This window comes from Vibrio limimangrovi (assembly GCF_054064025.1).
In genome coordinates, this window is the sequence record NZ_JBSUGF010000020.1 from 20,401 (window position 1) to 33,168 (window position 12,768).

Annotated in this window: 15 protein-coding genes; 11 read left to right on the top strand and 4 right to left on the bottom strand. The window is 44.1% G+C overall.

Annotated features, from left to right (window positions below):
- Positions 1-206: 206 nt before the first annotated feature.
- Together arsJ and ACWYU8_RS20765 are read left to right on the top strand one after the other, a co-directional pair.
- A complete protein-coding gene (gene arsJ, locus ACWYU8_RS20760; protein WP_457521641.1) occupies positions 207-1,424 on the top strand; it encodes an organoarsenical effux MFS transporter ArsJ in 1,218 nt (405 codons plus the stop codon).
- A 228-nt stretch (positions 1,425-1,652) separates the two neighbouring features.
- Complete coding sequence (locus ACWYU8_RS20765; RefSeq protein WP_457521642.1) at positions 1,653-2,666, top strand: acyltransferase; 1,014 nt, start codon at positions 1,653-1,655, stop codon at positions 2,664-2,666.
- Position 2,667: 1 nt separating this feature from the next.
- Here the strand turns inward: ACWYU8_RS20765 and ACWYU8_RS20770 are convergent, their stop codons facing one another.
- Entirely contained in the window at positions 2,668-2,997 is a 330-nt protein-coding gene (locus ACWYU8_RS20770) for a DUF2500 domain-containing protein (RefSeq protein ID WP_457521643.1), read from the bottom strand.
- A gap of 243 nt (positions 2,998-3,240) precedes the next feature.
- On the opposite strand from ACWYU8_RS20770, the gene ACWYU8_RS20775 reads away from it, so the two are divergent.
- The 3 genes from ACWYU8_RS20775 to ACWYU8_RS20785 all read left to right on the top strand — a co-directional run bounded on the left by ACWYU8_RS20775 (position 3,241) and on the right by ACWYU8_RS20785 (position 5,491).
- Positions 3,241-3,609, top strand: a complete 369-nt coding sequence (locus ACWYU8_RS20775) for a DUF4145 domain-containing protein (RefSeq protein WP_457521644.1) — start codon at positions 3,241-3,243, stop codon at positions 3,607-3,609.
- A gap of 970 nt (positions 3,610-4,579) precedes the next feature.
- On the top strand, positions 4,580-5,200 hold the full coding sequence (locus ACWYU8_RS20780; protein WP_457521645.1) for a lysoplasmalogenase: 621 nt from the start codon (positions 4,580-4,582) through the stop codon (positions 5,198-5,200).
- Between the two features lie 69 nt (positions 5,201-5,269).
- Positions 5,270-5,491 carry a YecH family metal-binding protein gene (locus ACWYU8_RS20785; protein ID WP_457521646.1) on the top strand — a complete coding sequence of 74 codons (222 nt, stop codon included), beginning with the start codon at positions 5,270-5,272 and terminating at the stop codon, positions 5,489-5,491.
- 90 nt (positions 5,492-5,581) lie between these two features.
- Here the strand turns inward: ACWYU8_RS20785 and ACWYU8_RS20790 are convergent, their stop codons facing one another.
- Both ACWYU8_RS20790 and rsmD read right to left on the bottom strand, forming a co-directional pair.
- Entirely contained in the window at positions 5,582-5,848 is a 267-nt protein-coding gene (locus ACWYU8_RS20790) for a DUF1145 domain-containing protein (RefSeq protein WP_457521647.1), read from the bottom strand.
- 25 nt (positions 5,849-5,873) lie between these two features.
- Entirely contained in the window at positions 5,874-6,473 is a 600-nt protein-coding gene (rsmD, locus tag ACWYU8_RS20795) for a 16S rRNA (guanine(966)-N(2))-methyltransferase RsmD (protein WP_457521648.1), read from the bottom strand.
- A 223-nt stretch (positions 6,474-6,696) separates the two neighbouring features.
- On the opposite strand from rsmD, the gene ftsY reads away from it, so the two are divergent.
- The 6 genes from ftsY (at position 6,697) to glpG (ending at position 12,281) form a co-directional block, all read left to right on the top strand.
- Positions 6,697-7,938 (top strand): signal recognition particle-docking protein FtsY, encoded by a 1,242-nt coding sequence (gene ftsY, locus ACWYU8_RS20800; protein WP_457521649.1) that lies wholly within the window; start codon positions 6,697-6,699, stop codon positions 7,936-7,938.
- A 22-nt stretch (positions 7,939-7,960) separates the two neighbouring features.
- Positions 7,961-8,635, top strand: coding sequence for a cell division ATP-binding protein FtsE (gene ftsE / locus ACWYU8_RS20805; protein WP_457521650.1), 675 nt, complete (start codon positions 7,961-7,963; stop codon positions 8,633-8,635).
- Complete coding sequence (gene ftsX, locus ACWYU8_RS20810) at positions 8,625-9,593, top strand: permease-like cell division protein FtsX (protein ID WP_457521651.1); 969 nt, start codon at positions 8,625-8,627, stop codon at positions 9,591-9,593. Before ftsE ends, ftsX begins: the two co-directional genes overlap by 11 nt.
- 176 nt (positions 9,594-9,769) lie before the next feature.
- Positions 9,770-10,627 carry an RNA polymerase sigma factor RpoH gene (gene rpoH / locus ACWYU8_RS20815; protein WP_457521652.1) on the top strand — a complete coding sequence of 286 codons (858 nt, stop codon included), beginning with the start codon at positions 9,770-9,772 and terminating at the stop codon, positions 10,625-10,627.
- Positions 10,628-11,118: 491 nt separating this feature from the next.
- Positions 11,119-11,439: a thiosulfate sulfurtransferase GlpE gene (gene glpE / locus ACWYU8_RS20820; RefSeq protein WP_457521653.1), complete on the top strand. Its 321-nt coding sequence runs from the start codon at positions 11,119-11,121 to the stop codon at positions 11,437-11,439.
- Complete coding sequence (glpG, locus tag ACWYU8_RS20825; protein ID WP_457521654.1) at positions 11,439-12,281, top strand: rhomboid family intramembrane serine protease GlpG; 843 nt, start codon at positions 11,439-11,441, stop codon at positions 12,279-12,281. The genes glpE and glpG overlap by 1 nt, the downstream gene beginning before the upstream one ends.
- Before the next feature lie 54 nt (positions 12,282-12,335).
- Here the strand turns inward: glpG and ACWYU8_RS20830 are convergent, their stop codons facing one another.
- A complete protein-coding gene (locus ACWYU8_RS20830; protein ID WP_457521655.1) occupies positions 12,336-12,746 on the bottom strand; it encodes a flagellar basal body-associated protein FliL in 411 nt (136 codons plus the stop codon).
- Positions 12,747-12,768 lie beyond the last annotated feature (22 nt).

Consider the following 12,768-nt stretch of genomic DNA (forward strand, 5'->3'; position numbering starts at 1 on the left):
CAGTTTAGACCATGACTCTGATAGGTGGATTTAAATAAAATTAAATCTATGTTTATGATTTTATTTAATTATATTTACTTATCTTAGTCTTGCTGAACTTACGAATGTACACCAATGTTCCAATAGCTAAAGATTGGTGTTCAGGTTATACAGTATTTGGAACATCATGATCCAAATACTCTTATTGCTGTACATCTGAGGTCAAAATGATTTCACAACTGAGCAAAAGTATCCGTCAGTACATGTTGGTGACGTTCAATTATTGGAACTTTACCGTTACCGACGGCGCATTACGCATGCTGGTGGTGCTTTATTTTCATGATTTGGGTTACTCAACTCTGGCTATCGCGTCTCTTTTCCTTTTCTATGAATTTTTTGGCGTGGTCACTAACCTGATTGGCGGTTGGCTAGGGGCGAGATTAGGTCTGAACAAAACCATGAATATCGGTCTTGCCATGCAGGTCTTTGCGTTGTTGATGCTTGCCGTGCCAAGTGCTTGGTTGACTATCCCTTGGGTTATGGCAGCACAGGCGTTTTCAGGTATTGCTAAAGATCTGAACAAGATGAGTGCCAAGAGTGCGATAAAAACCTTAGTTCCCGATGAGCAGCAAGGGGCGCTGTATAAATGGGTAGCTATTTTGACCGGTTCGAAGAATGCGTTGAAAGGAGCAGGATTCTTTGTTGGTGGCTTATTGCTGTCTTGGGTGGGCTTCCAAAATGCCATGTTCCTTATGGCTGCCGTTCTGACCGTGGTGTTTGTTTGCAGCATGATCTGGTTAGAAGCCGATATGGGTAAAGCGAAAAGCAAACCCAAGTTTCGCCATATTTTTTCTAAATCAGAGTCAGTGAACATTTTATCAGCTGCTCGCATGTTCCTGTTCGGAGCTCGTGATGTCTGGTTTGTTGTCGCGTTGCCTGTCTATCTGGGTAGTGTGTTTGGTTGGGATCACTTGTGGGTTGGTGGCTTTTTGGCGACATGGGTGATCGCGTATGGCTTCGTACAAGGTTTCGCCCCACGTATTACTGGTAAGGCGCAAGGTCGTGTGCCTGATGGCAGTGCAGCACTGATTTGGGCGGGGATACTGGCTTTCATCACAGGTGGGATTGCTTACGGAGTGCAAGTTGGCTGGCAGCCAGAAATTGTGATTGTGGCTGGTTTGATGATTTTTGGTGCGGTATTTGCGATTAACTCTTCACTTCATTCATACCTGATAGTCAGTTACGCCAAAGGGGACGGGGTGTCGCTGGATGTTGGCTTCTATTACATGGCCAACGCAATGGGACGTTTAATCGGCACAGTGCTGTCAGGCTGGATTTATCAGGAAGCCGGATTAGCGGCCTGTCTGTGGGTATCTTTCGCGTTCCTGGCTTTGACCACACTGATTTCAATCAAGCTGCCTAAAGCCAAGATTGCCACTGCTTAAATACACTCATTCATTTCTCATTGGGCTTCTAACATGGAGCCCTTTTTTGTCCCTGTCTTGTTCGTTCTGTTCTTCCTCTCAGATTTTCTTTTGCTGTCACTCGATGGATCAACATTGGTTGTTTCGCGTGGCTGAGTTAAAAATAAGCAAAAACAGTCTGTTAAATGTTCCACTCACTGGAAATTGCCCTATGCTATAAACGATAAGCGACTCAAGGTAGGGAGAGGTATGAGAGAAAGGGTTCTGTTTTTTGATCTATTACGCTGCGTGGCAGCAGTCGCAGTGATCGCCATTCATGTCTTAGCGCCTTATCGTAATGAATTGGGTGTGATTCCGTTCGATCAATGGCTAACGGCCGTTGGCGTTAATAGTTCTACCCGATGGGCGGTACCTGTTTTTATCCTGATCACCGGCGCGTTAATGCTCAGTGATACCCGGCCGTTTGATGGCAAGTACTATATAAAAAGACGCTTGGGTAAGGTTTTGATTCCTTTCCTTATTTGGTCGGTGTTTTATGCTTATCTCTCCGGCTGGACGGCTCAGGGCTTTGACTTTGAAACGGTCAAAGAGGTACTGAGCAACAGTGTTCATCATGAAACCTATTACCACTTAGGTTTTTTCTATTACTTTATCCCGCTTTATTTTGTGATTCCGTTGTTTCAGTGGATGGTACGAAACGTTGACGATAATGTTGTCTATACGTATCTGGCATTCTGGCTTTTCACTAGTACGTTATTCCTCTTCAAAATAGATGGCCCTTGGAGTAATCAAATCTGGCTCTATATGGGCTACTTACCTCTGGGTTATGTACTGTACCAAAAGCTGCCTCTGAACCGTTCGAGCGTCACTCTATTTACTTGCTTAGGTCTGGTCGCCTTGGCGGTCACCTTTGCGATGGTAGTCACAAACAGTTTAGAGGCTGAAAAATACACCGTAGGGCGTTGGCTATCTTACAAAACGCTTAACGTGATTTTAGCAGCATCGATGATTTTCATGTTGGGCCGTTATTTTGGCGAAGGGCTATCGGCTAAGGTTCAGAAAGTGGTGAGCGTTATTAGCCAGCACAGCTTAGGCATTTATTTACTTCACCCTATTTTCTTATGGCCGATGAAAGAGTTCGGCTGGTATGAAGGGCATCCGCTATGGGTTATCCCTTTGTGGATACTATTGAGTGGAGCTGGAGCCTTGACGATGAGTTATTTGTTCTCCCGATCAGACAAGACTCGTTGGTTATTACCATAAATCAGCGTTTAAGGGCGAAGTGTAGAAACTTATCGCCTCGGTAAGTCAATGTGCCTTTATCTCCCGGGTTTAGAGAATGGTAATAGTGGACACCAATTTGGAACTCGCGTTTTGGGCCGACAGAGCCGCGCTGTACGTATATCCAATACTCTTGATCGTCTTGTCCCGGCTTGGCATCCGGAATCTCGATTGCTTGTTTATCTAAAATGGTGACTTGTACACGTTGCTCGGGGGCATCTTCGCCAACGTAGTGTTTACTATAGAAGCGGAAGAATACCCAGGCGCCAAGTGCAATCAGGGCAAAAAGAGCCAAAATGAGTGAGACTGGCATGAGGACCTCCAATGTTTCAGTGGCGACTATTTTACCGTACTCGCTGATTAAGCAATGAGATAAGGTAAAGTATTCGCGATTCATCAAAAAACGATGGTTTTTTATTCGGCGCACTTCACAGTTTATATGCGTACAAGGACACAGTTTGAATTGAAAATGGTACTTAACTGGTCGAAAAAGCTCTAAATTTATAGGGAAGTAAAATGAATAATAAAGAAAGGATCTGGTAAGGGGAGGGTTACGATGTCGGATATTGAAAAAGTAGTCATGCGTACCCGAACGATCGAAAAACTTCTGCGCACTCAATATCATGCAGAAGGGAAAGGGTTACACCAGCTTATCAATAGCTGTGAAGAACGGCTTCCGCATGACGTAATCGCAAAGCTACGTTATATCGCTACCATACGCAATAAGATTGTCCATGAAGAAGATTTTAAGCTGGACGATCGAAAGAATTTTATGGCGGTGTGTGATGATTGTGAAAAAGAGCTGACACCGAGGAGCTCACGCTTTATTTGGCGGGCTGCAATTTTGTTAATGGTGCTGATCACACTTGCAGCTCTTGGTTTTTACTATATGCACTGGGACATACTGTCTAAACACATTAAGTAGTACTAATAAAACTAAAATAAAAAAGGACGCTATTGCGTCCTTTTTTATTTTTAATCAGCAGCTTAGTACATCAGTGGCAGTGTCATTAAACCCACAACCACTGCAATCATTACCAGCCCTTGTTTTTGAGAAGACGAAATCATAACACTACCCCTTAATCTTGATGAACGCGATGAAGTTAATATAGCACTCTTTTTTGGGTTTGATCAACGCATCTTATGATAAGTTTTTAAAACTCACAGTTAACTAACCTATTTTGCGTGGATTTGACTAAAGAAACAGTGTTTTTTGAGCTGTATTGAAAGTGTCCTGTTTGTTCCTTTATTATTCTTAATTTTTATAACCTGTTGATTTTTATGTGTAAGAAATGGATTACATATTGTTTAATTATTGTTTTTTGTGTCTGGGTTAGGGTTCGTTGGGCATTTGGATTGTGTTTCTCAAAAACTGAGAAAATTCGCTTCGTTTCCGTTATCTAGCTACGGAGGTGGTAGTTTTAAAAAGAGAATTTCTTATATGATGAGAAAATGGCAGTGAGAAAAGGGGTTTGCAAGTGTGGAGTGCATTAACTCTGAATTTACTGGTTTGGTGATGTTTATGTTCTTTTATATCATTATGTTACTGAGATTGATTGATAATTTTATTATCTACGATATAGCGCTTATTCAAGATTTTTCTTTAATATAGTTGCTGGGTTTATGCTATTTTATGCCGTAAGTAGGCTCATCTTGTGTTTGTGATGGTTCTTTGCTCGTATCGATGGATGAGCAAGCAAGTTGGCTTTTTACTTATCACTTTCGATGTATCAAGTTGAGTTTTGTTTATTTGTTTATTTGTGTATTTGGTTGATTTTAAGTGGTGGTTAAGTGACTCGAATCGCTAGCGAGATCCAACTTTCGTAGATTACGTCTTTACATCAAAACTGGTCTACCTAGACTAGCGGCGAGTTTAAGTAAAAGGTATGTACAGCATGTGGAGTTGGCTGGCTATTGGGCTATCAGGTGTGTATTCCGTGTTGGGGGCGAAACAAGCCAATCCGACACAATCTCTCGTATTTAAAATCTTTACTCTGTTACTCCTTCTCGTCCTGGTATTAACTCAGGGAGCGCCTGCAGCCTCTTCCTATTGGATTGCTGCTGGACTGGGTGTTTCCATACTTGCAGATACGTTGCATTCGTTGCGCACTCGTAAACTGATTTATTTCTGCGGTTACTTAGTGGCTCAGGTTTGCTATAGCAAGTCATTCTGGATGCAGTTTAACGGAGAAATTATTTGGTGGCTTCTGGCTTTGCTGTTAGCGGCCAGTATCGTGGCGTTCTTTTTGTTGTTACCGCAACTCGACTCTTTGGTTTTTCCAGTTGTCATCATGGGTATGATGCTGGTGCAAATGGCTTGGGCTGCCGGAGAAGTATGGTTACAGTCACCAAGTTACGCGAATGCTATCGGGTTCTGCGGGACCTTGATAATGACCTATTCAGCGCTTGCATATGCGATTCACGGTTATCGTAAACCTATGAAGCGCGCCTATGTATGGGTCAGTGGCAGCTATTTCATGGCGCATGCGCTCATTGTGGCTTCTATTATTTACTAATCTAGGTCAAAGCAGTCCGGGAAGATTTCTGTAAACTGGCCGTATTCAATATGATGACTGGAGTTGATGATGAGTAACATTCATGGCCATGACCTACTAAACCTGCTTCATGAAACCCCGATGAATCGTGATGAGCTTGCAGCCCATTTCGGGTTAGAAACACGCTTTCACACCTGCAAACTGAATGATCTAGATTTAGATTCATTACTTGAGTTTTTGCTAAAAAATAAAAAAGTAAGTGAACTAGACGGCAAGCTTGTCGTTAACATGGAACGTATTTGCAACCACTAAGTCGCGAAGAGCATAACACGCTCCCAGATAACTACTGATGACCAATACAAAACAGCCGCTCTTGTGAGCGGCTGTTTTATTATCTGGCGTTTACATCATATGCTTGCGACGAATGTCGAGCAGGGCAAAGATGCCAAAAATAAGGATGGAGTACTTCTCCCAGCTACTCATTTTTATCTTATCGCCAAATGCACCGATGAAAATGGCCATTTGCAGACCGTGCATGATGAACAGGAATGCGGTCATGATGTAAAGTGCGATGGTGGCATTGCCCGGGAACGGCATAATAATATTGATGATTAATACCAACCAAACAAAAGCGATGGCCGCTTTCGCTAAGATGAGTAGTGCTTTCATTTTGGTATCCTTTTATATAGAAGCATTACGCTGATGTGCGTTCATACAGACGATAACTAACCTGACCAGCCGTTTTTTCTCGGTATAGCCGCCAGCTCTCTGGCAGGTCGATGATATTCAGTTCTTTTTCGGTTTCAATATAAATCATCGCATCTTCAGCAAGCCAGCCGTTTTGTTCTAGTAAGGTCACGGTTTCATCCAGTAAGCCCTTACGAAATGGCGGATCAATAAACACCACATGGTATGGGCTACCGGGTTGCTTTAAGAAGCTTAGCGCATCGGTATTCACTATCTGGATGTTGCTTGCGTTTAACGACGCCACGTTTTTTTGTAACTGCTGAAAGGCTTGTGGGTTTAGTTCAACCATCGTCACTTGCTCAGCCTGGCGCGAGGCAGATTCAAAACCTAAACCACCGGAACCGGCGAACAAGTCGAGACATTTTGCTTGTGGCACATCTTGTGCCAGCCAGTTAAACAGCGTTTCTTTCACGCGGTCAGTGGTTGGACGTAATCCTTCAGCGTCGTGAACCGGGAGTTTTCGGCCTCTCCATAAGCCACTAATAATACGAACGAAGCCCGTTGTTGGCTTTTTTTGTGATGAGTTTTGCTGGCGACGTCTTACCATAGATTTTTTGACCGCTAATAAAGTGATACTATATCCAATCGCCCAGGCGTTGAGCTTGGATACAGCCCAGAATATTCAAGATGACAGAGTGTAACACTAATAAGATTAGATTCACCTAATTGAAAAGTTTTCACATCTTTGTCATTAGCCTTTTTTAGACGGATAATAATCTTGTCAAAAAAGAGTCATTAATAGATAAAAAGATAATCTAGGATAGCCCCAGATGACGGAAAAAAAGAAGCGCGGATTACTTTCGTGGCTAGGTTTTGGTGATGAAGAGCAAAGCTCACAACCAAAAACAGAAGAAACAGTTAAAGAAGAAGCAGTGGATGCGCCTTCTGAAGAGCAGCATGTAGAACAGGTTGCGGAACAAGAAGAGCAATCAGTAGTTGAAGAAGAGTCAGAGAAGGCCGAAGCTGCTCCAGCAGAAGCAGAAGCAGAAGCAGAAGCAGAAGCAGAAGCAGAAGCAGAAGCAGAAGCAGAAGCAGAAGCAGAAGCAGAAGCCCCAGTTGTACCTCGTATTCAAGAGCAGGAAAAACCGACCGAAAGCTTCTTCGCACGTCTTAAACGCAGCTTAAGCCGAACCAAAGCAAACATCGGCGCAGGCTTCTTTGGCCTGTTCAGTGGTAAAAAGATCGATGATGACCTGTTTGAAGAGCTGGAAGAGCAACTGCTTATCGCCGATGTGGGCATGAACACCACAACGAAAATCATCAACAACCTGACTGAGAAAGCTACGCGTGGCGATCTTAAGAATGGCGAAGCCCTTTACGGCTTGTTGAAAGAAGAGATGGCTGAGATTCTGTCTAAAGTTGAGCAGCCACTTGAAATCGACAGCAGCAAAACGCCTTACGTTATCCTGATGGTTGGCGTAAACGGTGTGGGCAAAACCACGACAATCGGTAAGCTGGCGAAGCAGTTCCAGAATCAGGGTAAGAAAGTGATGCTGGCAGCTGGTGATACTTTCCGTGCCGCAGCGGTAGAACAGCTGCAAGTATGGGGTGAGCGTAACAACGTCCCTGTGATTGCTCAGCATACTGGTGCTGACAGCGCTTCAGTTATCTATGATGCGATTGAAGCGGCAAAAGCGCGTGGTGTAGATGTGGTGATTGCCGATACCGCTGGCCGTCTGCAAAACAAAGCGAACCTGATGGAAGAGTTACGCAAGATTATACGTGTGATGAAGAAGATTGATGATTCTGCACCACACGAGATCATGCTGACGCTTGATGCCGGAACTGGTCAAAATGCGATCAGTCAGGCGAAACTTTTCAGTGATGTTTCACCTATTACTGGTATTACATTAACTAAGCTGGATGGTACAGCGAAAGGCGGCGTAATCTTCGCTATTGCTGATCAGTTTGGGATTCCAATTCGTTACATTGGCGTAGGCGAAGGCATCGAAGATTTGCGTCCGTTTGAAACTCAAGAGTTCATTGACGCACTGTTCAGCCGTGAAGAGTAATTTAAGTTAGAGGAAATCAACGGTGATCAAATTTCAGCAAGTGAGTAAAGCTTACCGAGGTGGTCGACAAGCACTGCAAAAAGTCGATTTTCACCTGAGGCGTGGAGAGATGGCGTTTTTGGGCGGGCATTCCGGCGCTGGTAAAAGTACCTTGCTGAAATTGATCTGTGCGATTGAGCGTCCGACCGACGGAAAAATCCATTTTAACGGTCATGACATCACTCGCATTGCGAACAAAGACATTCCATTCCTGCGTCGCAATATCGGAATTGTATTTCAGGATCACCGTTTACTGATGGATCGCAGTGTGTACGATAATGTCGCACTGCCGATGCGCATCGAATCAATTTCTGAAAATGAAATTAAACGTCGTGTTTCTGCAGCGTTAGATAAAACGGGATTGCTCGATAAAGCTCGCAGTCTACCAAGTCAGTTATCGGGCGGTGAACAGCAACGCGTTGGGATTGCCCGTGCAGTGGTGAACAGGCCAACTTTGCTGGTGGCGGATGAACCAACGGGTAACCTCGATCCTGAATTGTCCAACCGTGTGCTGCGCCTGTTTGAAGAATTTAATCGTGCTGGTGTGACGATCCTTCTTGCAACGCACGATATCGGGTTAGTAAACACTCGCCCACAGTATCGTCATTTTGAATTGAATCAAGGCTTCCTGAGCGAGGTAGAAGACTATGGTAGGTAAAAAGCACTCGCAAAAGAAAGACAAAGGCGGCAGTGTCAAGAGAGTTAATACCGATGGCTTTTTCTCCGTGCATGTTAAACAGGCAAAGTCCTCGTTTTCTGCGCTGTGGCAACGACCTTTAGGGAACATTCTTACTCTTGCCGTGGTTTCAATCGCTCTTGCGATGCCCGCTTGCTTGTACTTATTAGGTAAAAACGTCGCGGGCGCAGCGGAAGAGGTGGCCTCACCCTCTCAAGTAAGTGCTTACTTAGTCGAAAACATGCCTGATGCGCGTGTTATGGTACTAAAGGATGAAATTGAAACCTGGCCTCTGGTGAAAGAAGTAGAATATATTTCTCCACAGCAAGGATTGGCCGATCTCAGCCAATATGCTGGTTTTGATAAAGCGCTGAGCTTATTGAGTGGTTACGCGCTTCCTGGCGTGCTGGTGATTACTCCGGAATCTGAATTAAAAAGCGCTATTCAGTCGATTGCCAAAGAAGTTCGCGAGCAGCAAGACGTAACCGATGTCAGGCTCGATGAAGACTGGCTGGCTCGTCTTGATGCGATTAAAACTCTAGCTGGTATTGTCGTTGTCACCTTGTCTGTACTCATGTTGTGCGCGGTATTTCTCATTGTTGGTAATACATTACGTTTCAATGTATTGGCGAATAAAGAAGAGATTCAAACCATGAAACTGATCGGTGCGACAGACAGCTTCATTCTGCGCCCGTACTTATATACCGGAATGTGGTTTGGAGTGTTGGGTGCCGCCGTGGCCTGGTTAGTTACAACGGTCATGACCTATGTAATGAACAGTGCAGTGGAAGATTTGGCGGCATTGTACGACAGCCAGTTCCGTTTGAATGGCCTAAACTGGGATGAATCTCTGCTGCTTATCATTACTGGCAGCTTGATAGGTTGTATCGCTGCGCGTATTTCTGCACAGCGTCATTTAAAAGAAATTGAACCAGTTTAAGTGATAGCGGTCTTATACTTGGAATTTATTAGTACAAGCTAATTTTTAGCCCTTGTATAGACCGATTGTTTATGGATAATTGCTCCCCCCTTCTTGAAACTTGTTCATTTTGAGTTCAAGATATCGAAGCTAAATTGCAATGTAATGCTCCAGATCAGAGATTGATGAGGAATTGAATGACAAAAGAAGCGTATCCGATGGCTCTAGTCACGCAAGATAGCCTTGATAGCTATATTCGCTCCGTTAACAGCTATCCAATGCTGACGGTAGACGAAGAGCGTGAACTAGCAGAACGATTACACTACAAAGGTGAGATTGAAGCCGCGAAAGGGCTGATCCTGTCGCACCTGAGATTCGTTGTTCACGTTGCTCGAGGTTACTCAGGCTACGGTTTGCCAATGGCAGATCTAGTGCAAGAGGGTAACATCGGTCTAATGAAAGCCGTTAAACGATTTAACCCAGAAGTGGGTGTGCGTCTTGTCTCTTTTGCGGTTCACTGGATCAAAGCTGAGATCCATGAATACGTGCTGCGTAACTGGCGTATTGTTAAGATCGCAACAACCAAAGCACAACGTAAATTGTTCTTTAACTTACGTAAGTCGAAAAAGCGCTTGGGTTGGTTTAACAACGGTGAAGTCGAAACAGTTGCTCGTGAGTTAGGAGTAGAACCTTCAGAAGTGCGTGAGATGGAGTCCCGTCTGGCGGCAGTAGATTCTACTTTCGATATGCCTACTGACGAAGACGATAGCTCAAACGCTTACACAGCTCCGATGCTGTATCTGGAAGACAAATCGTCAGATGTTGCAGATAACATTGAAGCGGCTAACTGGGAAATGCATACCAACAATCGTCTTGGTCATGCACTGGCAAGTCTGGATGAGCGTAGTCAACGTATTGTGCGTTCTCGCTGGTTAGATGATGAGAAAGCAACATTGCAGGATTTGGCTGATGAATTTGGCGTTTCCGCCGAGCGTATTCGCCAGCTAGAAAAGAACGCAATGAAGAAACTGAAACTTGCTGTTGGTGAGTTCTAACTCCCACTTCTAGGCGAAAGTAAAATTTTCATAGAAAGCCGAGATCATGTGATCTCGGCTTTTTTATTGTCGAACGAAAATCGATAGCGTTTGCGATCTTAAATTTATGTGCTACCTGTGCATAACTCTGTGAAGTAATTATTTATCAGCTGTTCGAAAGCGGGGCAAAATAAGGCGTCTGAGCGTTTTTGTCTTTGGGGATAGTTAGAAATATACACACAGTTAGATCAAGATCATCACTACATATTGTGGATCAAAAGATCAAAAAATACTTTATCAACGCAATCCACAGATTTATCTACATCTGGTTGTATTGTGTACACTTTTAAATTCCCTGATTATTCTTGTGTCTAAATTTGGCGTTGGATAGGTTACAATGGCAGCATATACCCAAGTGACTTATGATGCTGCTTATCAGCCAGTGGCTGGCGCTGCTTCCATCAAGCACCTTTAGGTTATTTGGGTATATTAATAAGACAATGGGAAAGTAAATGGACCAGTTTCAGCATATCGATGTACAAGGTGCCCAAGCACTGCTTGAGCGGGGCGAAGCAAAGCTTGTAGATATCCGTGACCCTCAATCGTTTGCCGTTGCGCATGCAGAGTCAGCATTTCACTTAACTAACGATTCTATCGTCTCTTTTATGGATGATGCAGAGTTCGAACAACCAGTTCTTGTTATGTGCTATCACGGGATTAGTAGTCAGGGGGCGGCGCAATACCTGTTAAACCAAGGCTTTGAGCAGGTGTACAGTGTAGATGGTGGCTTTGAAGCCTGGCAGCGAGCACAATTACCGATAGTGAGAAGTTAATGAAAAGATTGGTAACGTTAAACAACCCACGCATGGCACAGGCCTTCATCGACTATATGGCTTCTCGTCAGATAGACATTCAGGTGATGCCAGAAGGTCAGGGGCAGTTTGCGCTTTGGCTGACAGACAGCCAGTATGAAGTCGAAGCAGAGGCAGAGCTGAAACATTTTCTGGCTAACCCTTCGGATTCTAAATACAGCGCCGCATCGTGGAACGTTGCCGACACTCGAAAGAGTCAATTTCATTACTCAAGCCCGAGCATCATTAGCATGATCAAGTCTAAAGCGGGTCCTGTGACCCTATTGATCATGATCGTGTGTGCGGTTATCTATGGTTTACAGATGATAGGTTTTGGCCGAGGGGTGTTTGCGTTATTGCATTTCCCTGCGTTTGAAGGTCAACAATGGCAATTGTGGCGTTGGCTTAGCCATGCTGTGCTGCACTTTTCCGCCACCCATATCATCTTTAACTTACTGTGGTGGTGGCAACTTGGTGGCGACATCGAGCGTCGTCTTGGATCCAGAAAGTTACTTCAACTCTTTGTTGTTTCAGCAGCTTTGTCTGGCGCAGGTCAGTTCTATGTTGAAGGAGCAAACTTCGGCGGGTTGTCTGGGGTTGTTTATGCGCTACTTGGTTACTTGTGGGTCTTAGGATATCGCTTACCACATTTAGGTCTGACGTTACCAAAGCCAATTATCGTGTTTATGTTGGTGTGGTTAGTGCTTGGTTTTGTCCAACCGTTTATGGCGATTGCTAATACTGCGCACTTAGTGGGATTGCTAGCGGGAATGGCGATAGCGTTATTTGACTCCGGAAAGATGAAGTACCAGCAAAAAGCCTAAGATCTAAGATGAAAAAAGACCGCTTACTAAGCGGTCTTTTTGTTTCTATCCGTTCTATTGATAGAGATACTTGGTAAACAACAAATCTGAAATTACGGTTTTCCCGGTTTCTGGTAGGAGTGTTTCGTTTAATGTCTTCACTAACGTCTTGCGTAATTCTTCCCGACCAGATAGGGACTTGATGGTGTCTTCTGTCTGTCTGCCTAGTAATTCGATGACGGCGTCGCGAATCAAAGGTTGATGATGTTCAACAATCGCCAAATCTTGCTGGCTCATGACCATAATATCGATACGAGCCTGTACGTACCCTAGCTTTTTCCCTTTGGTGTAAAAGTTGGTTGTCAGGTCTGGCTCTAGAGTGAAGTATGCCAGTTGAGGTTCTGCTTGTTCCGTTTCAGCCCAAATTGGTGTGGAAATAAGCATGGTGAAGGCAAAAATAGTTTGGGCTATATAACGTTTGTACATATTTCTAACTTTTCTTTCTCTG

What these genes read in the sequence shown, in the direction of transcription:
- ACWYU8_RS20765 (WP_457521642.1), top strand. Translation starts at nt 1,653, where the DNA reads ATGAGAGAAAGGGTTCTGTTTTTTGATCTATTACGCTGCGTGGCAGCA.
- ACWYU8_RS20780 (WP_457521645.1), top strand. Translation starts at nt 4,580, where the DNA reads ATGTGGAGTTGGCTGGCTATTGGGCTATCAGGTGTGTATTCCGTGTTG.
- ACWYU8_RS20775 (WP_457521644.1), top strand. Translation starts at nt 3,241, where the DNA reads ATGTCGGATATTGAAAAAGTAGTCATGCGTACCCGAACGATCGAAAAA.
- rpoH (WP_457521652.1), top strand. Translation starts at nt 9,770, where the DNA reads ATGACAAAAGAAGCGTATCCGATGGCTCTAGTCACGCAAGATAGCCTT.
- ftsX (WP_457521651.1), top strand. Translation starts at nt 8,625, where the DNA reads ATGGTAGGTAAAAAGCACTCGCAAAAGAAAGACAAAGGCGGCAGTGTC.
- ftsY (WP_457521649.1), top strand. Translation starts at nt 6,697, where the DNA reads ATGACGGAAAAAAAGAAGCGCGGATTACTTTCGTGGCTAGGTTTTGGT.
- ACWYU8_RS20770 (WP_457521643.1), bottom strand. Translation starts at nt 2,997, where the DNA reads ATGCCAGTCTCACTCATTTTGGCTCTTTTTGCCCTGATTGCACTTGGC.
- ACWYU8_RS20785 (WP_457521646.1), top strand. Translation starts at nt 5,270, where the DNA reads ATGAGTAACATTCATGGCCATGACCTACTAAACCTGCTTCATGAAACC.
- ACWYU8_RS20830 (WP_457521655.1), bottom strand. Translation starts at nt 12,746, where the DNA reads ATGTACAAACGTTATATAGCCCAAACTATTTTTGCCTTCACCATGCTT.
- arsJ (WP_457521641.1), top strand. Translation starts at nt 207, where the DNA reads ATGATTTCACAACTGAGCAAAAGTATCCGTCAGTACATGTTGGTGACG.
- ACWYU8_RS20790 (WP_457521647.1), bottom strand. Translation starts at nt 5,848, where the DNA reads ATGAAAGCACTACTCATCTTAGCGAAAGCGGCCATCGCTTTTGTTTGG.
- rsmD (WP_457521648.1), bottom strand. Translation starts at nt 6,473, where the DNA reads ATGGTAAGACGTCGCCAGCAAAACTCATCACAAAAAAAGCCAACAACG.
- glpE (WP_457521653.1), top strand. Translation starts at nt 11,119, where the DNA reads ATGGACCAGTTTCAGCATATCGATGTACAAGGTGCCCAAGCACTGCTT.
- glpG (WP_457521654.1), top strand. Translation starts at nt 11,439, where the DNA reads ATGAAAAGATTGGTAACGTTAAACAACCCACGCATGGCACAGGCCTTC.